This is a genomic window from Methanothermobacter sp., from assembly GCF_049720995.1.
Lineage (GTDB): Archaea > Methanobacteriota > Methanobacteria > Methanobacteriales > Methanothermobacteraceae > Methanothermobacter.
In genome coordinates, this window is record NZ_JBNASF010000002.1 from 108,326 (window position 1) to 130,284 (window position 21,959).

The window sequence follows — 21,959 nt, forward strand, 5'->3', positions numbered from 1 at the left end:
ATAATTTCACCTCCATTCTGTGATCATAAGCCAATCAGAGCACCTGCCGTGTATACAAGGAAGGAGGCAAGCCAGGCCACCAGCAGGGAATATGCAGGTGAGAAAAGAACCCATTTTGTACCTACCTCCTGTTTTATTACGGCAAGTGTTGCAAGGCAGGGGGTGTAGAGAAGTATGAATATCATGAAGGAGAATGCCTCCAGTGGTGTGAATATCCCCTGAATGGTTGCTGCAACATCTCCAGTGCCATACACCGTCCCGAAGGTACTTATTACAAGCTCCTTTGCGGCAAACCCGAATATGATTGCAACCGCAGACTGCCAGTCCCCAAAGCCCAGTGGCTGGAAGATGGGTGCTATCATGGACCCTGTAATCCCCAGGATCGATGATGAAACGTTCCCTCCCGGGAAGTTTGAGAGGAACCATATCAACAGTGACCCTGCAAGTATGATGGTCCCCGCCCTCTTTATAAACTGAACACCCCTCATGTAGGTGTGAATGAGCAGTGCCCTGGGTCGAGGCACCCTGTAGGGTGGGAGCTCCATCAGGAAGAGTGACCCTTCACCCTCCACGATTCTTTCACCAAGTAAACGGGCAGTCAGTATGGCCACAGCTAGCCCGAGAATGTAGAGTGAGAATATCACCCAGCCCTGATGGTTAACCGGGAAGAGGGCTGATGTGAATAGTACATAGACAGGTAGCCTTGCGCTGCATGACATGAAGGGCACTATTAGCGCCGTTATTATTCTTTCCCTCTCAGAGTCTATCGTCCTTGTGGCCATGACGGCCGGTACACAGCATCCAAACCCCAGCACCATGGGGATGAATGACCTTCCACTGAGGCCCGCCAGGGTGTTCATCACACGATCCATGACAAATGCCGCCCTGGCAAGGTAACCCGAGTCCTCAAGAAATGATAGGAGGAGGAAGAGGATGAATATGTTGGGTATGAAGACCAGGACCGATCCGACACCGCCTATCACCCCATCAGATAGAAGGGATGCGAGCAGAGAATCACCCATGATACCATTAACCGTATCTGCAAGGTATGAGAAGCCTGAATCCAGCAGTTCAGTCAGTGGGGCACCTGCAGTGAATGTCAGCTGAAAAATCAGCCACATCACGCCGAGGAGTACCGGAAGACCAAGGTACCTGTTGAGCACAATTCTGTCAATGATATCTGACCCTGTAACCCGATCCATTGATGGCCTTCTGAGTGAACTCTCAAGGAGGGCCTCTATGAGACCATGCCTGGAATCGGATACAATCACGTCGGCCTTCACAGAGTATTCATCCTCGAGAATCCGGCGAATCCTCCTGAATTCATAATGGATTTCGTCTCCAACCATTGAGGCCACCCTCTCATCACCCTCAAGGAGCTTTATGATCACCCATTCTGGTGGAAATTTGAGTCCGCTGCCCCTGATGAGTTCATATAGCTTTCTCAACGCCTGGTGACTGAGGAATTCATATCTGGGAATCCCGGGTTCTCTTTTGCTCCCTTCAATTACCCCTTCAAGGAGCTCATCCTGCTCGCCTTCAATTGCCTCGATCCTCACAACAGGCACACCGAGGAGTTCCTCAAGTTTCCTGTGATCCAGACTGTAACCCCTCCTCTCGGCCTCAAGGTTGAGGTTCACCGCGATGATGGTGTTAAGGCCAAACTCCATTATCTGGAGGGCAAGGTAAAGGTTTCTCTCAAGGTTGGATGCATCAACAACGTTTATCACAATATCAGGGTGATCCTCCAGCAGATAATCTATAACTGCCTCCTCCTCAGGAGACCCCGCTGTGAGGCTGTAGGTTCCAGGAAGATCTATGACTTCAATGTCACATCCCCTAAAGTGCAGGCGCCCCTCCTTCTTTTCAACGGTTTTACCTGGCCAGTTACCTACGTGCTGATTTAGACCTGTGAGACTGTTGAAGAGGGTGCTTTTACCCACATTGGGGTTCCCTGCAAGGGCTACCTTCAGTGACAACCTAATCTCTCCTCACCCTTATCCTTGAGGCCTCCTCCCTCCTGATGGATAAGGGGTGGCCCCTGACCCTCACCTTGAGCGGGTCGCCGAGGGGTGCAACCATTTCAAGGGTTATCCTAGATCCCCTGACGATCCCCATCACAGTGAGCCTGTGTTTTATCCTGCCGGTAATGTCAACTGAGGTGACCGTTACCCTTTCTGATTCGGATATTCTGTCGAGTGTAGTTTCCATGACACCACCTTTTAGGTATTCCTAAACTTTAGTTATGCCTAAATCCCCATCGTATATAAATTTTTAGGTTTTCCTAAAACAGGTTCATGAGAAAAAATAAAAATCAAAAAAATAATTAGGTGTTTAATTTCTTCCCTGGTAGAAATATCCTGCTCCGAGGAGGCATACAATTGCTATGATGCCAGCAAGAGCATAAAGTGGTGTCTGGGTACTTGCTGAGCCGCTCTGGTTTGAAGCAGCAACCTCATAGGCCTTACCTGACTCACCGGCAGGTTCTGCCTGTGAAATCTCACTTGCCTCAGATGACTCGCCAGAAATGGCAGCCCCCCTGGATACAGAACCTGATATTCCGCCAGATGAACCTGATGACGGTGCTCCGGTCTCTCCGGCACCATTACCATCATCACCCCGCCCTGTGGAGGTATCAGATCCGGTGTCAGATCCCGGAACATCAATGGATTTTCCTGTGGCTGCGGCCATTGCACTTGCAAACTTCCTGAGGGCAGCCTGGTTGAGGGAAGAGAGCTTCACAACCCAGCTATTGAAGACTATGTTGGCACAGGTGTGGTGGCAGCAGACAACACCGTACTCATTCACCGCCGAGATGTACTCATCGGCAAGCCTCTGAAGCGTTGCTGAATCAGGCCTCCACAGGCCCCTCCTGCTGGCCTCAAGAAGCCATGCCACTGTTGAAGCATAGGAGTAGGGCTGAACACTCTTAAATCTACTGCTAACCTGGGGATCAAAAACATATGTCTCTGCAACCTTCTGCCACATCCAGTCCTGTACAAGTTCAGGTGTGACTGCGCTCCACCCGAAGAGGTGCCCTATCTCCTTTGAGATCTGATGGCCACCTGAGAATCCCTGGCTGAGCATTCCCTCAATCCACTTTGGGTTGTAGGTCCTTGTCCTCAGCTCAGCTGCAAGGAAATCTGAGAGTGTCTCAACCCTGGGGGTGAACCTTGTGTTGGCAATGTAGGATGCAACATTCTTACCTGACATTGCCCTTGCAGCCATTGTGAGCCCTCCAAGGTACTGGTAGACGTCATCATTGTCCAGAACGCCGTAAACACTGTCCCTCACCTGTACTGTTGCATCGACATTTGATAGCTGCTTCATGAAGACCTCCCTTGCATCAATGGCGTATATGTCCTTTCCATAGATGAATCCCATATGGTTGAGGTAGGTTTCAACAAGCTGTGACTGTTCATTCCACTTGGCAGTTGACTCAACAACAGCAGGTATCCCCGTGCCGTAAGTTCCAGGTGCGCTACCAAAGATCCTCGCCCCTGCAAGCGTATCTGCCATTGGAACGCCCCTCGCCGTGTAATTGGCGAGATCCTCAATGTAGTGTTTTCTGAGATAATTCTGGTTCACAGGTTCATTAAGCTTCATCACAAGCCTTATTGCCTCATCCATCCTGTCTATGCTGTAGGCAAAGGTATCCCTGAAGAGTCCGCTGATGGTTACAAGGACATCGATCCTTGGCCTTCCCAGGGTTTCAAGGGGGGTAACGTTGATCCCTGTGAATCTTCCTGACCTATCCCATACCGGTTCAGCCCCTATCAGCCTCAGAACCATGGCTATTGTCTGACCATTTGTCCTCATGGTCTCAATGGCCCAGAGGACCACGCCCACAGATTCGGGATATCTGCCGTTCTTTGCAAGGTAATCTGCTATGAGATCATCGGCCATCTTCTTACCGATCACCCATGCAGCCCTATCCGGTGCCAGTCGGGGGTCAAACGAGTAGGAGTTCTTACCGGTAGGCAGAAGATCGGGTATCCTGATGGGGTCGGCACCTCTTCCCGGCTCAATGAATCTGCCCTCAAGGGCCCTCAGGAGATTGCTGATCTCACAGTCACTGGCCAGCTTTTCCCTTATGGCGTTCCTGAACTCTGTGGTGTTACGTGACACCGGATCAAAGCTCACTATGGCCTCAACCATTGCATCAAGTAGCTGGCCGTTCAGCGGTTCTCCGAATACGTGGAGACCGTAGGGTATCAGTGTTGCTGAGAGTTCATCAAGCCTGTGTTCGATCCTGTCAAGGGCCTCATCAAAGGATGCGTTTAGGTCAATGTTCAGTTCCCTGTGAAGGTCAAGCTTCACCGTGAGGTTCCTTATTTCCTCTGCGATTATGAGTTTCCTCTGGGGATCCTCTGATGAATGGTAGCTGTTGATCTTGTGCTGGAGTTCAGCCAGGTCACCGTAGAGTTCCCCGACAACCATCGGTGGAATGTTATGGTTGATGAGTACCGCATACCCACGCCTCTTTGCCTGTGTACCCTCTCCAGGGTTGTTTACTATGTAAGGGTAGATGTTTGGCAGGTCCCCTATCATAACATCAGGCCAGTCAAGTGCTGAGAGTCCAACGGATTTCCCTGGCAGCCATTCAAGGGTTCCATGTGTCCCGAGGTGTATGACTGCATTGAAGTTCTTCTGGAGCCACAGGTAGAATGCAAGGTACTGGTGGTGTGGTGGGAGTGTCGTTGAGTGTATGAGGTCAGCTGCATCCTCGCCGAATCCACGCATTGGCTGTGGTCCCAGGAATACATTTCCAAGCATCACACCGGGAATCACGATGCTGCCATTGTATACCATCACGTTTCCTGGTGCTGGCCCCCAGGTTGCTGTTATGTTGTTCCTGAGGGCTTCAGGGAGAAGGCTGAACCAGGCCATGTATTCTGATACTGGTATGGTTACTGCACCTGCCTTCACCACCTTTGCAAGTTCCCCCGGGGCCCATGACCCCACATTGAGGCCAGGTCCAAGGAGTATGTTGATTACCTCTGCAGTTGACTTTTCATCCACCGTATAACCAGCGGCCTTCATGGCCCTCAGTATCGTGCTTATGCTCTCTGGCACGTTTAGGTAGCTGGCACTGATACCATCCTTACCGCCCCCTATGTTGTAGTAGATTAGGGCTATTTTCTTTTCTGAATTTGGAAGTTCCCGCAGTTTCACCCAGTTGATCATCCTCTCTGTGAGCCTCTCTATCCTGTCGGGTATCGGCACATAGTATGTGTACCTCAAACCAGTTTCAGGGTCAACCATCTCAACGCCGCCGCCGATCATTATGGGCTCTATTCTTCCATCAATCTCTGGCATGGCTATCTGCCAGTAGACCTCAGATGAGAGTCCTGATATGCTCTCGTTCCATGTTTTGAGGTTTGATGCATATACCGCTGAGAGTGCAGGTACATCAAGTTCCCTCAGTATGCCTGTGGAGTTCACCGGATCCCCGCTGTAGAGGTTGAAGCCCATACAGGTTATGAGGCCGCTTATCCTTGGTGTTCTGTTGCCATCCAGGAAGAATTTCTCTATGAGATTCCTCTTGGTTGCTGTGTCCGCTGCAAACCCGAGCATCACATTGTATCCCTTGCGCTCGAGGCTCTCAACTATCGCGGTGTGCATCCTCATGTCGCTTCCACGGTAGTAGGTGTCAAAGGTCAGGATACCTATCCACGGCTTTCCCGCCTTGTGGTGTCCGCTCTGCACATACCAGGAATAGTACTCTTCCCAGGATGTGAACTGCTGTGCTGAGTCAGGATGGTAGACAAAGGACTTTATGGCTGGAATTGCTGTGAGGTTCTCCCCGGGTCTGAGCTGCATCCCAACATCTCTCAGGAGAAGTAACATCATCCTCCTGAAATTTTCGGGGCCGCCCTGGTCCCAAATATTCTTAACAGTTGCATTGTCCTCGCCTATAGCAGGGTAATTCTTGAAGGTGTTCCCTGTTCCAATGGCTATGATCCTTCCTGCTGATGTGACGTTGAGGATCTGGTTGACCTTTGCAACCGTGTTTGGACTGCTTATCATCTGTATCAGTATCACGTCGGCCCTTCTACCAGCCTCAATGGCTGCTGCATCAATCTGCGGGTCATTTCTCAGGAGTTCATCGTTGGTGAACATTGAAAGGTTGAATCTGTAGCCGTTCTGCCCTGCCAGTTTATACCCCTCCACCATCGCCTTTGTACTGGATGTTGATCCCGTGAGAATCAGAATGTTGTAGTGGGATGAGTTCTCTGCAATAACGTCTCCCGTGGTGTTGCTGCTGTTATCCGCTGCTGAAGCACCTCCTGCAAGCATGATTGCCATGAGAAAAATCACTGGAATAACCGATCTTCTCAAAATTTCACCTCCATAATATTTTATTTTAAATCAGGTTTAATTTAATAGAATATAAAATTTTCTTTAATAAAAATAAATTTAACTTTGATATATATCGATAAAATTAAATATATTGATTGATCAATATATCTACATGATAACCGAGTATGCCAGAGAAATGATGTCAATCCTGGATTTGAGTGCTTCCCCAGTCGGTGTGAAATTCCATGAAAAGGTACCTGAAAATGCAGTTATACTCAAAAAACACAGATACTGCCAGGCGCTCATGAGGGCACGCAGAGGCGAGGTTGTTGTCCTCCCCGGGGATGAAATAACATGTCCAGCTGCCGCAAGGGCCCTGGGTTTCAGTGAACTCCCTGAAAAACTCAAAACCGGAAAGGGCCTTGTGGGCTTTGGAATCGTTGAAGAAGAGGAAACAGGAGCTCAAATGTTTCAGGATATGCCTGAACTTAAATGGAGGGGCCGCAGCATACTCCTTTATCCCCTCGACAGGCACGATGAAAAACCGGACGTTGTGGTTGTGGAAGACCAGCCAGAGAAACTCATGTGGATAGCCCTGGCATACCTCAACCTGATGGGAGGCAGGAGAATAAATAGCTCAACAGCAGTACTTCAGGCGGTCTGCGTGGACGCCACAATCATCCCCTATCTCAACTCAGGGTTCAACATCAGCCTTGGATGTTACGGATGCAGGGACGCGACAGATATAGGAACAGAGGATGCCCTGGTGGGTTTTCATGGTGATATGCTACCTGAAATTGTTAAAAAACTTAAATACCTGTATAAAAGAGCCATACCCCGTTCAAGGGCAAAAAATGCTCTTAAAAATTTGAGAGGTGATTGAAATGGCATGGTTTGCAGGATACCCCCGCGAGAAGATAGAATGGTACCCCACAATAGATCCTGAAAAATGTGTTAAATGCGGTATGTGCATGAACTGTGGACAGAAGGTCTACAAATGGACAAAGGAAGGGCCCGTGGTCGCACAGCCCTACAAATGTGTCGTTGGGTGTACAACATGTGCAACACTATGTCAGGGAAATGCCATAACATTCCCGGACAAGGATGAACTGAGGGAACTCTACAGGAAGGAAGGTATATGGGCAAAGGTTAAAAGGGAACTCATAAAGGAAGGTAAACTGGAACCCGAAGAATGAGGGAATTGTATGAAACTCACCTACATACCCTCAGCATACATCACACACACCGGTGGGATGTACGAGATAACAGTTGAGGTTCCCGGTATAAAGAAGAGTGATATCCACCTTGAGATGACAGAGCAGGGCTTCTGTCTGAATGCTGAAGGTGAAAGATTTAAGTACGGGGGCTGCTGGTCACTTGCACACCGTGTGAAGCCAGAAACTGCATCTGCAAGTTTCGCAGATGGTCTGCTAAAGATAACTGTTGAACTTGCAGAGGACATCAAGGGACTTGAAATTCCTGTGGAATGACCCTCATTCCCTATTTTTTTCAGATTCATCCGGCAGGTAGCTGGGTGCACAGGTAATATCAAGGGGAATGCACATATACCTAATTATGAGAAAAAAGATGGTTGGGATCCGCTGTCAGTGCACTGACCCTGTGGTGGAGAGAAAGGATTCAGGTATGAGAACCGTGATGTGCCCCATCTGTGGCAGGATATACAGAACAGACAGAAAGGATGATGTCTGCTTCAGCTGCAGGAAGGGTAAGTCCTGAAAAGAAAGGTATCAGGAACCTTTCTCTGATTCATCACCTGAATTGCACCACAAGTCCCGGAAGGGTCAGAACCAGAACAAAAAAAGAGAATTCAGAACACTGTTCACCTGAATTGCACCACAAGTCCCGGAAGGGTCAGAACCAGAACAAAAAAGAGAATTCAGAACATCATAAGAAGTCCTCGCCCGGTTCCCCAGATTATACTCACCGCTATGATGAGTATAACAAATATGGACACATAACTAACAGCTGGCTTCACAATCCTCTCAGGTAACCTGTAGCGCAGGAGTTCCTCAAACATGAGACCTCCGTCAAGGGGCTTTGCAGGTAGAAGGTTCACCGTACCAACCGCAAAGTTGAGGAAGAATATCCAGAAGAAGAGCTCCTCAAGGTATGTGAGGGCATATGGTAGGGTGCTTCCAAAGACTGATGCCACAGACCCCCTCACCTCCAGGTGGTTGCTGGTCCTGATACCCATGTATGCCCTGCTTGAGTTGTTGGGGTTTCTACCTGTTTTAAGCCTGAATGTCCCCTGATCCGTGTCCATTGTGATAACCTCGCCCACCCTTATCCTCTTAAGGGCCATTCCATATGTGGTGAGGTTTGTGGTTGGCATTCCATTTATGCTCTCAATAACGAGACCCGGTTTGAGGACCTCACTTGCAGGGCTTCCAGGAACCACACTATCTATCTGAACACCATCAGCCTGGAAGGCCGCTGGAATGGCATATGCTGAAATGCCAAAGAAGAATGCAAAGCATATACCTGCAAGTATGAGGTTCGCCACTGATCCAGCGGCATATATCCTCAGCTTTGAGATGGGGCTAACCTTCTTGATGTCATCCTCGTCAGGTTCAACGAAAGCGCCCGGAAGTATTGCCAGAAGAAGGAGGCCAATGGATTTTATGCGGACCCCCTCAACCCTTGCAAGTATCCCATGGGCGAATTCATGCACCACTATTACCGTGGCAAGGCCCACTATACCGTAACCCAGAGGCACGTAAACCGGTGATCCCGGTATTTCAACACCTGGCACGATGAGTGACGCCTGTGGAGTCACGAATATACTCTGAAGGGACATCACCATCAGGTAGAGCATGTAGAACATGAAGAAGAACGCTACAGGAATGCCTGCGTTCAGTATCCACCTCCAGAGTCCTGGATGTCCTGACGCGATGCTGTCGATGAATCCCCTCATCCTCTTTGTTCTCCTCAGGAGGAGGGGTCCCTGTATCTCAATCTTGAGCCTGTCCCTGAAAAGAACAGCGAATGTCCATATCAGGATAAATGCTATGACGTAAAACCACAGTGCATTCATACTACATAACACCTGTTTTAATGGTTGTTGAAGCGCTCATATAAAAGCTCCCATTCATATGTGCTGGAACGGCTTCAGAGTGTCATTGAATCAAAGAGGAGGACCTCACACTCCTCACCTTCAGCTATACCCTCAAGGTTCTCATCTATTACTATGTAGGCATTTGAATCCACCATTGACCTTATTATACCTGAACCTCTGCTCTGGACAGGTTTAACTGTTCCGCTGTCTGCATTTGCCCGCAGGTACTCTGTCCTGCCGGGTCCAGATGCAACCTTGCCAAGACACCTCATCCTCACTGTTCTGTGTCTGTAATCCAGGTGCTGCATTCTGAGAAGATAGTACCTTGCAAGGACATCGAACTGCACCATGGCAGCGACAGGATACCCTGAAAGCATGAATACGGGTTTGCCCTCAGCCATTCCAAACGCCACAGGTTTTCCTGGCCTCATGGCCACCCCATGAAACAGCACATCCCCGAGGGTGTCCACAGCATCCACAACCACATCTCCACGGCTCACCGCCGTCCCACCGGTTGTTATGACCATGTCATGTCCATTCAGCGCCTCTCCGATTTCATCCACTATGATATCCATGTCGTCGGGGGCGTGGCTAACCTCTGCCTCTCCACCTGCACTCTCAACAAGGGCCTTGAGGGTGTAGAGGTTTGAATTGGGTATCTTGCCTGGTTCAAGGTCCGCGGAAGGTTCCATGAGTTCATTACCTGTTATTATCACCTTTACCGACGGCTTTTTATACACTCTCAGCTGGCTGTAACCTGCGGATGCCGCCATGGCAATTTCTGCAGGTCTGAGGAGGGTTCCGTTACTCAGAACGGTATCCCCTGCCCTGAAATCCTCACCTGCAGGTGAAACATTCTCTCCAGGGAAAACAGGTCTTACAACACTGATTTCAGATTTTGAACGGACAGTGTACTCCTCCATGACAACTGCGTCCGCCCCGCGGGGTATGGGGGCTCCTGTTGCGATTTTAACAGCCTCCCCCCTACCCACATCCACATCCGATACATTCCCCGCCCCTATGGAATCTGTGACGGTGAATATTGATGGATTCTCAGGGGATGAACCGAATGTATCCTCTGCCCTCACCGCGTATCCATCCATCGCTGACCTTTCAAATGGTGGGGAGTCAAATCTGGCTTTTAAATCCTCTGCAAGAACCCTTTTATGGGCATGGAGCAGATTTAAGGTTTCAGTTTCAGTTAATCTCTGATTTTCATCAAGAATTCTGAATGCATCCCGCAGTGGTATGAGTTCCGATAGAAACATGTGACCATCACCGCTTAAGTACTGTCCTATATCTATATAATATAAAGGGGGATATAAATTCCCAGCTGTAAAAGAATCGTTGATTCATGGAGGTTTTATGATAGAGGTGGACTCCGTCTCCAAAAGCTTTGGAAGAATCAGAGCCCTTGATAACCTCAGCTTCAGTGTGAGGGAAGGGGAACTAATGGGTATAATCGGCCATAACGGTGCCGGTAAGACAACCGCAATACGCATAATAGCAGGGATACTGCACCCTGACTCCGGCACAGTCCATGTGGGGGGCTATGATGTTACCAGGGACCCCATAATGGTTAAATCAATGATAGGCTACCTTCCAGAAGAACCAAATCTCTATGAGCGTTTCAGGGCTGCTGATCTTCTTAGGTACTTCGGTGAGCTCTATGGTGTCCCCCGGGATGTTCTGGATGACAGGATAGATGAGCTCCTTGAACTTGTGGGTATGAGTGAACGTGCAGAGGACCCAATAAACACATTCTCCAAGGGCATGCGGCAGAGGATCGGGATAGCAAGGGCCCTAATACATGACCCCCCAATCATAATATTCGACGAGCCCACGATGGGTCTTGACCCGGCAACAGCATTCTCAATAAGAGAATTCATAAGGGAGCTGAAGGGGTCAAGGACCATGATACTCTGCACCCACTACATGGAGGAGGCAGATTACCTCTGTGACAGGGTAGCCATAATAAACAGGGGGCGCATACTAGACACTGGAACCCCGGATGAACTCAAATCCAGGGCCCGTGGGGACCTTATACTTGAAGTTAAGGTATCGGAGCCCTCATTGGTCAACAGGGGGTCTCTTATGAACATAAGTGGCGTTAAATCCGTTGAAATAGATGGTAAAATCATCAGGTTATCCCTTGGTAGCCGTGAATCCATAAAAGATGTTATAGAGAATATCCCTGGGACGGTCTTCAGTGTGAACACCCGGGAGGCCACACTGAACGACGTATTCATACAGAGCCTGAAGGGGTCCTAGATGAATCTCCTTACAGTGACAAGATGGGAACTCAGGGGCACATTCAGGAGCCGTAAATTCCTCTTCATATTCATATTCCAGATACTGGTACTTTCACTCACCATATTCATGTTCAGCGGCTTCATTGAGATGATCGGTGAGGAAAACACATTCACACCATCCCTCAGGGGTTTTGCAGAGCTCAGTGTCACCGACCCCTCAGGTATCATTTCCGGGCAGCTAAACCCTGACATCCTCTATATACATGGGGGTGCGCCCTCCAGGCTACTGGTCGATAACTTCACAGGGATACCCCTGAATGCAACGCTCTACCTCGACTATTCAGATCCAAGAAGGACGGTTGTGAGGGACGAGGTGGAAGCCGCGGTTGAAAGGGCCTCCACCGTGATAACCAGGGAAATCATTGAAATCCCGGCGCCAAGACCTGAGGTCCGTGAGGAGACACGGGGTGAGGCACTTCCACTCCAGCTTGTGAGGAGGGTCATGGTTTCAATTCTCCTCTTTCTCCCGGTTTTCCTGTTCGGGAACCTCGTGGTGGACAGTATCGTGGGTGAAAAGGAGAGGAAAACAGGTGAAGCCCTTATTGCAATGCCCATAAGGCGGTCTGAGATCATCATCGGAAAGTGCCTCTCTGTTACTGCAACGGTGGCGCTGCAGGTTGGTGTGTGGATGATCCTGATAATGGCGGCTGGTTTCCAGATAAGCAACCCTGCCGGTGCCTATTTCACCGTTGTGCTTTCATCAACACCCATAATAGGGCTCACGGCACTCATATCTGTTTATGCAAAGAACTACCGTGAGGCCGGGATAGGTATAACCTTTGCCTACATAATCGCAGCAGCATATCTGATTGTGCCGGCCCTCGCCTACATGGCGGGTTCCTCAGGTTCCCTCTCACCGATGACCCTCACCATAAAGATGATATCAGGAGTTAACCTGAATGGGGCGGACATCATACCGCCCCTCGCCTCGGTTCTGTTACTTAACATCATCTTCTATGGCCTTGCAGTCAGATTATTCAGCAGGGATGATGTGGTTTTCGGTCCAAGGCCGGGTATCCTAAGATTGATGGTGAAACCATGAAACTGAAGGCCCTTACATTTAAGGAGGCACGGGACATATTCTCAAACAGAATCTACATGCTTCTTGTCCTTGTGCAGGTCATAATAATACTGGGTGCCTATGGACTTGCGGTTGTAAGTTCTGTTGCAGCGGATCCAGAGCTCATTGGGGAGTGGGGTGGTTCCAGGTTCCTCAAGGTGGGTGTTGTGGGAGACGAAGGTCTGCTTATTGAGGGCCTTGAAAGGGAGGGTCTTGGTGTTACGAAATTTCAGGATCTCGCTGATGCCAGGAAAAGCCTGGGGTCAGGGGTGGTTGCCATCGTCTACACCAGCGGTGGGGATGTCCGCATCGAAGCAGACACCGGCAGCGCATTCTACACCATCATGAGCGAAAGGCTTCAGCGCGCTGCCTCGTGGTACGCGGAGCAGAAACAGTTCAGGGACTCGGGGATTCCCGCATCCACAGTTAAAGCCCTTGAGAATCCTGTTAAACTGAAAATTGTTCCCATTAACAGGGAAAGATATGCTCCCCTTGCAGTTGACAGCTCCTACTTTGTGGAGATAATGTACGGCTTCATAATACCCTTCGTGGTTTTCCTCCCATTCTTCCTTGGTAGTAATATTGTAACCGATAGCATCGTTGGTGAGAAGGAAAGGAAAACCTTCGAGGTACTCCTTATGGTCCCTCTATCCGAGACCGGCATCATTCTTGGTAAGATAACCCCTGCACTCATTTTTTCATTCATTCAGAGCCTCCTGTGGCTTGGAATGATGATGCTCCTGGGGGTGCCGGTTTACAACCTTCCACTGCTTTCCATCATAATGTTCCTCACGGGTCTGGGATTCACAGGAACCGGCCTCTTCATATCAATCCTCGCAGACAGCACAAAGGAGGCCAACTCTGCCATCACGGTGGTGCTCTTCTTCGCAACATTTCTGCTGTTCGTGCCCCTCTTCATGGATATGGGCATCCTCAACCCGGTAATACGCTTCATACCCAGCATCATAATGGTCAAATTATCATCAAGCCCATATCTCAGCCCGGGTCTCATCTATGAAATGTTACCGGCGGCTTTTTTATCTGTAATCCTCTTTGTGGCTTCAGTTGTCTCATTCAGGAGGGAGGGAGTGATAAGACTCTGAAACCCGCAAAAACCATTTTTCTGTTTTTCTCATCATTATAAGACTCTGAAGGCCTCAAAAAATCTGTTCAGTGGACTAGAAGCAGCATCACAGCCCCGGCGCCAATGGGAATGGTTATGTTATCCTCAACCGGCGTGTAGGCCTCCACCAGCATGCCCGCAAAAGCCCCTGTGAGCGCGGTTAGGGGGTCAAGGAAAAGCAGGGCGCCCAGGAATCCCGCGAAAAGGAATGCCGCTGAACCCTCCATACTCTTATCCTGATTAAATGGGAGGGGGTGTGAACCATACTTCCTGCCGATGATTGTGGAGAGTGAGTCACCCAGGGTGAGTATTATAACCGAGGCACTGGCCACTGAAATGTTAAAACCAAAGAGGGCGTACGTGAGGGCCATTCCCAGAAAGTAGTAGATGAAGCCCCTCTCGGTATCATCCCTCCGGCAGCTCCTCAGAACATTGGAGAAAAAGGGGAGGGTGAACCTCCGGTCAAGCTGAAATATCACCTCACCCATGAGTGCTGCTGTGAGGGAGATGACCACCATGGGGAGGGGGCCAAGGTAGCCTGCGAGGATCACGAAAACGATGCCTGCCGCATGTATGAGCTGCCTGAATAACTCCCTCCTGTAACTCAAAAAAAACACCTATGTGGACATGTATGCCTCAATAACCCCATGGTAAGCATCATGAAGTTCAGAGACATCCAGTGCTACATCATCAAATTTCAGGGCCCCGCCTCCAGTGGTTCCTATAACAGCACAAGGCACTTCGGTTTCCCGGATTATCTCCTCCACGGATCCGGTCACGGTTATGATGTACCTCCCATTTGATTCAGAGAAGAGGGCCTCATGGATGTTACTGAAGCTTCCCGGGATCCTGGCTGTCTCTATGGTTGCCCCGATACCTGACTTTATGGACATCTCAGCAGCTGCAACCCCTATACCCCCTGCTGAACAGTCATGGACCGCTGTTACCTGATCCCCGAATCTCTCAATTATCTTCCTGACTGAGTTTGCAGCTTCAAATTCCGCCTTAAGATCCGTCTCCGGTGGCTTACCATCAACAATACCATGAACCGTCCTGAGGTACTCTGAGGCGCCCAGTTCAGGTTTTGTCACCCCGATAACGATTATACTCTCGCCCTCAGCCTTGAAGTCCATTGTTTTTATGCTATCAAGTGGAAGCCTCCCTGCCACTCCAACCACAGGGGAGGGGTTCACTGTGACACCCTCTGTTTCATTGTAGAAGCTCACGTTACCGCTTATTACGGGTGTGCCGAAGGTCTCTGCCATGTCAGCCATCCCCCTCACACATTCCCTGAACTGCCAGAAAACCTCTGGCTTCTCTGGGTTGCCGAAGTTGAGGCAGTCGACTATGCAGAGTGGCCATGCACCCATTGAAACAACGTTCCTTATTGCCTCACCCACAGAGGCTGCGCCACCACCATACGGGTCCAGCTTTGTGTGGATGCTGTTGCAGTCAACGGTGAGTGCAACTCCAGTCTCATCGTCGACCCTGAGGACCGCCGCATCATCACCGGGCTTCACAACGGTCCTTATCTGAACCTCATGGTCGTACTGGCGATAAACCCACCTCTTGCTTGCAATGTTCGGTGATGACAGGAGCTCAAGGAGCGCCTCCTTGAGAGGTGGGTGCTGAACCTCAACCTGCCCCCCGGGTAGATCTGGTTTTCTTGCCTCCCTTTCAATCACAGGGGGATCCGCAAGGAGCTTTGCTGGAAGGTCCGCTATAACATTCCCTTCACTTTCAACAATCATCCTTCCGGTATCTGTAACCTCACCTATGACCGCGGCCGGGAGCTCATATTTCCTGCAGATCTCCATTGCCTCATCAACCTTTTCAGGGCTGAGAACGAAGATCATCCGCTCCTGTGACTCTGAGAGCATTATCTCATAGGGTGTCATTCCCTCCTCCCTCAGGGGTACAGCCTCCAGGTTTACCCTTGCACCGTTATCACATTTGGCCACAAGTTCAGAGATGCAGCAAGTTAAACCCCCGCCCCCGAGGTCCTTCACACCTGAAACCTCTATTTTCTCCATTATCTCAAAGCTTGCCTCCATCACCATCTTCTTGGTGAAGGGGTCCCCAACCTGAACCGCTGGCCGGTCCTCCAGTTCAGATGAACTTGTGAGTTCCTCAGAGGCGAAGGTTACACCATGGATCCCATCCCTGCCTGTTCTGCCCCCCATGAGGAGGAAGACGTCACCTGGCCGCGGAGCTATCCCCCTTTTTATCTCATCCTTGCGCACAAGACCCGCACACATAACATTCACCAGGGGGTTCAGCTGGAAGTTATCATCAAATTCAACCTCTCCTGCCACGGTTGGAACCCCAACACGGTTCCCGTAGTCTGATATACCCTTAACCACGTGTTCAAAGAGGTACCTTGATTTCTGGTCCTCAAGGTATCCGAATCGCAGAGAGTCAAGGAGAGCTACGGGCATGGCGCCCATTGAGATTATATCCCTCAGAATACCACCTATACCGGTACCTGCCCCCCCATATGGTTCTATCGCAGAGGGATGGTTGTGGCTTTCAATTCCAATGGCCAGTGCCAGTTCATCTGTGATCCCCACGACACCAGCGTCGTCACCCGGGCCTATGATTACCCCCTCACCACCGGTCGGGAAGAGGCCAAGGACCGGGCGGCTGCTCTTGTATGAGCAGTGCTCAGAGAACATCACATCCAGCATCCCGTATTCAAGGGGATTTGGATCTCTCCCAAGTTCTTTCCTTATGAATTCAATCTCTGAATCTGTTAAAACCATTTTCACACCTTATCTGAAGGTTTTATGGATATTATAATGTTTTCATCTGATATCTTCCATTCCTTGGTGTACTGGAGTTCAGTGTAATCAAAGGAGAGATGGCTGGCCCTGACTTCATTCTCCACAAATTCCCTCTGGGGCCCGGTCAGTTCCCTGAACTCAGGGCTGCATTTCACTGAAACCTCTATTCTGGCCTCAACATCCAGGTCAAGGTCCTTTCTCATATCCTGGATCCTCCTTACAAGTTCGCGGGCCATTGCCTCGCTCATTATTTCAGGTGTGAGTTCCGTGTCAACGAAGACACTTCCACCCTCAAACTGTGCATTCACGATGTTTTCAGGGAGTTCTGTCTCAAATATTATGTCCTCAGGTTCCAGGGCGATTATTCTACCGTCCAGTTCAACCCTGAAGCTGCCCTCTGACTCAATTGCAGCTTTAACCTCAGAGCCATCCGCCTCCTCAAGTTTTCTCATGACATGTGGCATGTCCTGCCTGAGCTTTGGACCCAGGGTTGCTGGATTTGGTTTGGGGATTATCTTCATATCAGGGAACTCTGTTGAAGTCCTGATGGACTTGGCGTTGGCCTGTTCAGCTATGACAGCCTTAAGGGACTCTGCCGCCTCAAGAACCCTATTCTCCTCTGATACCACAACTATCTCCCTTACAGGCCATCTCAGCTTGTACCTTGCGGTGTCCCTTGCCCTTGCACATGCCTCTATTATCTCACGGACGATGTCCATCTCTGCCTCGAGTTTTTCGTCCACCGCATCCCCACTCACCATCCAGTCCAGCATGTGTATGCTCTCAGGTGAGTCGGGTTCAGCCCCCCTCACAAGGTTCTGGTATATGTCCTCACATACATGGGGTGCTATGGGTGAGAGTGTCACTATCAGTGTCTTGAGTGCTGTGTAGAGGCTCTGATAGGCTGCCAGCTTGTCTGGATCGTCCCTCTCTATCCATGTGCGGCTCCTTATGAGCCTTATGTACCAGCGGCTGAGGTCCTCCACTATGAAATCGTGAATTTCACGGGTTGCCCTGTGGAAGTGGAGGTTATCCAGGGCCTCTGTCACCCTCAGGGCCACAGAGTTAACCCTTGAGATTATCCATCGATCCTCCTCCCTGAAGTGAAGGTCCTCCACTTCATGGTCCCCTGGCTGGAACCTGTCAAGGGACATGTAGGTTGTTGCGAAGACGTAGACATTCCAGAGTATGTTGAACATCTTGTTAACATTCCTGAGTTCATCCCATACGAATTTAAGGTCCTCCCATGGCTTGTTGGCCCATAGAAGGTAGAACCTCAGGACATCAGCACCGTACTTCTCTATGACATCCTCAGGTTCAACCACATTCCCCAGGGACTTGCTCATCTTCCTGCCCTCTTCATCAAGGGTGAATCCGTGCATGAGGACCCGCCGGTAGGGTGTCTCATCAAGTGCTATTACACCGCAGCCAAGCTGTGAGTAGAACCAGCCCCTTGTCTGGTCATGTCCCTCTGTTATGAAGTCGTAGGGGAACCATTTACTGAAGAGTTCCTTCTCTGAGGGGTAGTGGAGGGCTGCCCACCCTGCAACACCCGAGTCTATCCATACGTCCAGGACATCGGGTGTCCTCTTCATCTTTCCCCCGCATCTATTGCACTCAAGTATTATCCTGTCCACGTGGGGCCTGTGGATGAAGTCACCCTCCAGCTGACCCTCAACCGCCAGCTCCCTGAGCTCCTCTATTGATCCAACAACATGTATACTGTCACATTCCTCACAGACCCATATGGGGATGGGTATTCCCCAGTAACGCTGCCTTGAGATGGTCCAGTCCCTTGCATTCTCTATCCAGTTCCTGAACCTGCTCTCCCCTGCCCATGAGGGGATCCACTGTACCCTGTCGAGTTCACTGAGCATTTTATCCTTTATTTCTGTTATCCTGAGGAACCACTGCTCTGTGGCAAGGTAGATTATGGGTGTTTTGCATCTCCAGCAGAACCCGTACCTGTGACTTATGGTTCCTGCCCTCAGGAGGAGGTTCTTTGATCTGAGGTCATCTATTATGTCAGAATCAGCGTCCTTAACAAAGAGTCCCCTGTATTTCCCTGCATCCTCAGTGAAGACTCCTGCCTCGTCCACAGGGCAGAAAACTGGGAGTCCATATTCTTTACCTATCTCAAAGTCCTCTGGACCGTGACCTGGGGCTGTGTGAACACACCCTGTACCCTCTGTGAGTGTCACATGGTCCCCCAGGATGACCCTGTGCTCCATGTCCCTGTGGCATGGCACCTCCTCATCCAGGGGGTGCCTGTAGGTGAGGCCCTCAAGTTCAGATCCCCTGACGGTCTTTATTATCTCCGCTTCCTCCCCCAGAACCTTCTCAACGAGTGCCTCTGCCATTATGTAGGTTTCCCCATCAAGGCGGGCGTGGGCATAGTCAAAGTCAGGGTGGACCGAAACGGCCATGTTTGCAGGCAGGGTCCAGGGCGTTGTTGTCCATACTAGTATGTATGTGTCCCCTGAGACAGGGAACTTCACATAGATGGATGGGTCCTCCTTCTCATGGTAGTCTATCTCAGCAAGTGCCAGTGCCGTTTCACAGCGCGGACACCACGTTATCACCCTTAGATCCCTTAAAAGGAGGTTCTTTTCATGGGCCCTCTTCAGGGTCCACCAGCATGATTCCATGTAGGCAGGGTCAAAGGTCACGTAGGGGTCATCCCAGTCCATCCAGACCCCCAGGCGCTGGAACTGGGATGTCATCACAGCCTTGTTCTCAACAGCGAATTCCCTGCACTTCCTGACAAATTCCTCTATCCCGATCTTATCCTCGATGTCCTTCTTGCTCCTGACACCCAGGATCCCCTCAACCTTGTGTTCTATTGGGAGGCCATGGGTGTCCCATCCAGGCTGCCTTCTGACATTGAAACCCCTCATTGATTTGAAGCGGAGGTAGGAGTCCTTCATTATCTTGTTCCATGCTGTTCCAAGGTGAATCCTTCCGCTGCAGTAGGGTGGACCGTCCAGGAACGAGTACCTTGGACCATTCTCCCTCAGTTCCTTGACGCGTTCATAGATATCCCTTTCTTCCCAGAAACTCTGAACCTTTTCCTCTATCACATGGGGTCTGTAGGATTTTTCGGCTTCCTGGATTGGCATGTGTTTCTCCCTCAGATGGATATTAGAATGTCCGGAGCTGGCCCCTGACCAGCATCTCGGTTATGCTTGGTATGTCCTCGAGCCATGCGTCCATTACCCCTGAAACCTTTCCTGTGATCTCATCCATGGTGTATCCATCCTCAAGGATCACCTGTGCTGTGGCGGCCTTGGGGTGGTCAATTGGCTTTCCTATCTGGCTGAGTATCATTATATGGACCTGTTTAACCCCCTCGATGCTCTCAACTATGTCTGCAGCCATCTGGTTTGAGAGGAGGTTGTAAATTTTACCCACATGGTTTATGGGGTTCTTACCTGATGTTGCCTCCATGGACATTGGCCTGTTGGGTGTTATGAGGCCATTGGCCCTGTTACCCCTTCCCACAGATCCGTCATCACCCATCTCAGCGGAGGTCCCTGTAACTGTTATGTACACAGATGGCTCATCGTCCTCGCAGCGGTCGGCGGTGTTGACAAAGACCTCGAGGTTTCTCTCTGTGATCCCTGAGGCCAGTTTGAATACCTCATCCTTCACCACATTCTTTATTTCAAGGTATTCCTCGAGGTCTGATACGTATCTGTCCACCATTGCACAGGCAACGGTGAGCGTTATGTTGTCATTTTCCCTGAGACCCATGACCTTTATGTCCTCACCCACTGCAGGGTATTTCTTCTTGAACTCAGGGGAGTTGAGGAGGCTCTCTGCCTCCATCACTATCCTCTCGGTCTCTGAGAATGGTGCGAATCCAACCCCGAATGATGTGTCATTTGATAGGGGTGCCCTTCCCTTCCTTGCAAAGACGTCCCTCAGGTCCCCTGAACCGTGCCCGATCTTGCACTCCACAACGGTGCAGGTCTCAACATCAAGGTTTATTATGTTGTCCCTGAGGTACTCCTTGGCTGCTGATATGGCTATCCTGTCAAGCCCTATCTTCTCTCCATCAACCTCAGCGATGCCCCTTCCTGTGAGGAGTATCTCTATCGGCTTTATAACCTCACCGCCTCCGAACTGTGGTGCGGATTCCCCTGCTGTTATCTGTACCTCGTCGGTGTTGTGGTGCATTATGGCACCGAATCTGTCAAGGTAGGCGTTGCAGAGGGCCCTGCTCACTGATTCGGCGATCCCGTCACTTATACTGTCAGGGTGTCCTATGCCCTTCCTTTCAACTATCTCCACCTTCTGGTCCTCGATTGGTGTCTGGTTAAGGGGTTCAACGATAATATTTCTCACACTGATAACCTCCTGATGAATATGCACAGTTAATGGTTTATGGTTTTGAGCTGATGATATAAATAAATATAACACGGTGTTTTCAGGAGAATCTATGATGAAGAAAGAGGTGTTCAATAAGACAAGGGGCGCCGCTCTTGGTGCTGTGAGGTTTGCAGATACATTCCTTTCACGTTTCAGGGGTCTGATGCTCAGGAGAAATGTTGAGACCGGACTTGTACTTGAAATACCCGAGGGACGTGGGAGATACGGCTCAGGGATACACATGTTCTTCATGCTTGTCCCGCTTGACGTTCTATTCGTTGATAAGGATATGCGAGTGGTTGATATGGCTGAACTCAAACCATGGCAGGTCTACAATCCAGTGAAACCTGCAAGATATGTTATAGAACTTAAAAAGGGAAAAATTGAGGAATCTGGAACTCAAATAGGCGACATGCTGGAATTTCAGGATATTTAAGATTCCGCACCAGGGAACCCTACCAGAACATGTGAAATTCCATGAATCTAGGATCTCAACCTCTTTTTTATCTCCGAAATTGCGACCTCCGCCACCCTCCGAACCATTGGACTTTCATCGTCAAGTAGCACCTCAAGGTCCTTGACTGAATCCTCATCCCCGAGTATTCCAAGGGCCAGGGCACATGCGTATCTCACACCGGGTTTTTCATCCGAAAGATGCTCTCTGAGGGGCTCAACCGACCTTTTATCATCAAAGGTTGCAAGTGCAAGTGCAGCCGCCTCCCTAACATGGTAGTCCTCGTCATCAAGGGCCTCTATGAGTGGTTCCACAGCCCGGGGATCTGCAACCTCTGCAAGGAGTTCAGCAGCATCCTCACGCACAACCCAGTCCGGGTTCCTGAGTTCCTCAATAAGAAAATCAATCCTCTTACCTTCCATCAAAAAACCCCCTGTTATCATATCTCTGTTCAGATGATAATTAAATTTTATGAAG

18 protein-coding genes are annotated in these 21,959 nt (G+C 50.0%); 8 read left to right on the top strand and 10 right to left on the bottom strand.

Going from position 1 to position 21,959, the window contains the following annotated elements; translation table 11 throughout:
- Nucleotides 1-23: 23 nt before the first annotated feature.
- The 3 genes from feoB to ACPLJI_RS01515 all read right to left on the bottom strand — a co-directional run bounded on the left by feoB (nucleotide 24) and on the right by ACPLJI_RS01515 (nucleotide 6,342).
- Nucleotides 24-1,979, bottom strand: a complete 1,956-nt coding sequence (feoB, locus tag ACPLJI_RS01505) for a ferrous iron transport protein B (protein WP_424731284.1) — start codon at nucleotides 1,977-1,979, stop codon at nucleotides 24-26.
- A 1-nt stretch (nucleotide 1,980) separates the two neighbouring features.
- Nucleotides 1,981-2,211: a FeoA family protein gene (locus tag ACPLJI_RS01510; RefSeq protein WP_424731285.1), complete on the bottom strand. Its 231-nt coding sequence runs from the start codon at nucleotides 2,209-2,211 to the stop codon at nucleotides 1,981-1,983.
- Nucleotides 2,212-2,334: 123 nt separating this feature from the next.
- A complete protein-coding gene (locus ACPLJI_RS01515) occupies nucleotides 2,335-6,342 on the bottom strand; it encodes a cobaltochelatase subunit CobN (RefSeq protein WP_424731286.1) in 4,008 nt (1,335 codons plus the stop codon).
- Between the two features lie 160 nt (nucleotides 6,343-6,502).
- Here ACPLJI_RS01515 and ACPLJI_RS01520 point away from each other — a divergent pair, with 160 nt between their 5' ends.
- The 4 genes from ACPLJI_RS01520 (at nucleotide 6,503) to ACPLJI_RS01535 (ending at nucleotide 8,040) form a co-directional block, all read left to right on the top strand.
- Nucleotides 6,503-7,186, top strand: a complete 684-nt coding sequence (locus ACPLJI_RS01520) for a DUF169 domain-containing protein (protein ID WP_424731310.1) — start codon at nucleotides 6,503-6,505, stop codon at nucleotides 7,184-7,186.
- A gap of 1 nt (nucleotide 7,187) precedes the next feature.
- Nucleotides 7,188-7,499 (top strand): 4Fe-4S dicluster domain-containing protein, encoded by a 312-nt coding sequence (locus ACPLJI_RS01525; protein WP_424731287.1) that lies wholly within the window; start codon nucleotides 7,188-7,190, stop codon nucleotides 7,497-7,499.
- Between the two features lie 9 nt (nucleotides 7,500-7,508).
- Entirely contained in the window at nucleotides 7,509-7,793 is a 285-nt protein-coding gene (locus ACPLJI_RS01530; protein ID WP_424731288.1) for an Hsp20/alpha crystallin family protein, read from the top strand.
- A 97-nt stretch (nucleotides 7,794-7,890) separates the two neighbouring features.
- Nucleotides 7,891-8,040, top strand: coding sequence for a hypothetical protein (locus ACPLJI_RS01535; RefSeq protein WP_424741092.1), 150 nt, complete (start codon nucleotides 7,891-7,893; stop codon nucleotides 8,038-8,040).
- A 160-nt stretch (nucleotides 8,041-8,200) separates the two neighbouring features.
- Here the strand turns inward: ACPLJI_RS01535 and ACPLJI_RS01540 are convergent, their stop codons facing one another.
- Both ACPLJI_RS01540 and glp read right to left on the bottom strand, forming a co-directional pair.
- A complete protein-coding gene (locus tag ACPLJI_RS01540) occupies nucleotides 8,201-9,358 on the bottom strand; it encodes a site-2 protease family protein (protein WP_424731290.1) in 1,158 nt (385 codons plus the stop codon).
- A 74-nt stretch (nucleotides 9,359-9,432) separates the two neighbouring features.
- Nucleotides 9,433-10,647: a gephyrin-like molybdotransferase Glp gene (gene glp, locus ACPLJI_RS01545; protein ID WP_424731291.1), complete on the bottom strand. Its 1,215-nt coding sequence runs from the start codon at nucleotides 10,645-10,647 to the stop codon at nucleotides 9,433-9,435.
- Between the two features lie 97 nt (nucleotides 10,648-10,744).
- On the opposite strand from glp, the gene ACPLJI_RS01550 reads away from it, so the two are divergent.
- The 3 genes from ACPLJI_RS01550 to ACPLJI_RS01560 are packed head-to-tail and all read left to right on the top strand — an operon-like array spanning nucleotide 10,745 to nucleotide 13,854.
- Complete coding sequence (locus ACPLJI_RS01550; RefSeq protein ID WP_424731292.1) at nucleotides 10,745-11,650, top strand: ATP-binding cassette domain-containing protein; 906 nt, start codon at nucleotides 10,745-10,747, stop codon at nucleotides 11,648-11,650.
- Nucleotides 11,651-12,733: an ABC transporter permease gene (locus tag ACPLJI_RS01555; protein ID WP_424731293.1), complete on the top strand. Its 1,083-nt coding sequence runs from the start codon at nucleotides 11,651-11,653 to the stop codon at nucleotides 12,731-12,733.
- Entirely contained in the window at nucleotides 12,730-13,854 is a 1,125-nt protein-coding gene (locus ACPLJI_RS01560) for an ABC transporter permease (protein ID WP_424731294.1), read from the top strand. The genes ACPLJI_RS01555 and ACPLJI_RS01560 overlap by 4 nt, the downstream gene beginning before the upstream one ends.
- Nucleotides 13,855-13,921: 67 nt before the next feature.
- On the opposite strand, the gene ACPLJI_RS01565 is transcribed toward ACPLJI_RS01560, so the two are convergent.
- Genes ACPLJI_RS01565 through ACPLJI_RS01580 form a run of 4 tightly spaced genes read right to left on the bottom strand, consistent with a single transcriptional unit; the run spans nucleotide 13,922 to nucleotide 21,004 of the window.
- Nucleotides 13,922-14,482 (bottom strand): diacylglycerol/polyprenol kinase family protein, encoded by a 561-nt coding sequence (locus ACPLJI_RS01565; RefSeq protein ID WP_424731295.1) that lies wholly within the window; start codon nucleotides 14,480-14,482, stop codon nucleotides 13,922-13,924.
- Nucleotides 14,483-14,491: 9 nt separating this feature from the next.
- The gene (gene purL / locus ACPLJI_RS01570) at nucleotides 14,492-16,636 is read right to left on the bottom strand and encodes a phosphoribosylformylglycinamidine synthase subunit PurL (RefSeq protein ID WP_424731296.1); all 2,145 of its coding nucleotides are present in this window, start codon (nucleotides 16,634-16,636) and stop codon (nucleotides 14,492-14,494) included.
- Between the two features lie 2 nt (nucleotides 16,637-16,638).
- Nucleotides 16,639-19,776 (bottom strand): isoleucine--tRNA ligase, encoded by a 3,138-nt coding sequence (gene ileS / locus ACPLJI_RS01575; RefSeq protein ID WP_424731297.1) that lies wholly within the window; start codon nucleotides 19,774-19,776, stop codon nucleotides 16,639-16,641.
- A 22-nt stretch (nucleotides 19,777-19,798) separates the two neighbouring features.
- Entirely contained in the window at nucleotides 19,799-21,004 is a 1,206-nt protein-coding gene (locus ACPLJI_RS01580; protein ID WP_424731298.1) for a methionine adenosyltransferase, read from the bottom strand.
- Nucleotides 21,005-21,098: 94 nt separating this feature from the next.
- On the opposite strand from ACPLJI_RS01580, the gene ACPLJI_RS01585 reads away from it, so the two are divergent.
- Nucleotides 21,099-21,464, top strand: a complete 366-nt coding sequence (locus ACPLJI_RS01585) for a DUF192 domain-containing protein (protein ID WP_424731299.1) — start codon at nucleotides 21,099-21,101, stop codon at nucleotides 21,462-21,464.
- A gap of 47 nt (nucleotides 21,465-21,511) precedes the next feature.
- On the opposite strand, the gene ACPLJI_RS01590 is transcribed toward ACPLJI_RS01585, so the two are convergent.
- The gene (locus tag ACPLJI_RS01590) at nucleotides 21,512-21,904 is read right to left on the bottom strand and encodes a HEAT repeat domain-containing protein (protein WP_424731300.1); all 393 of its coding nucleotides are present in this window, start codon (nucleotides 21,902-21,904) and stop codon (nucleotides 21,512-21,514) included.
- Nucleotides 21,905-21,959 lie beyond the last annotated feature (55 nt).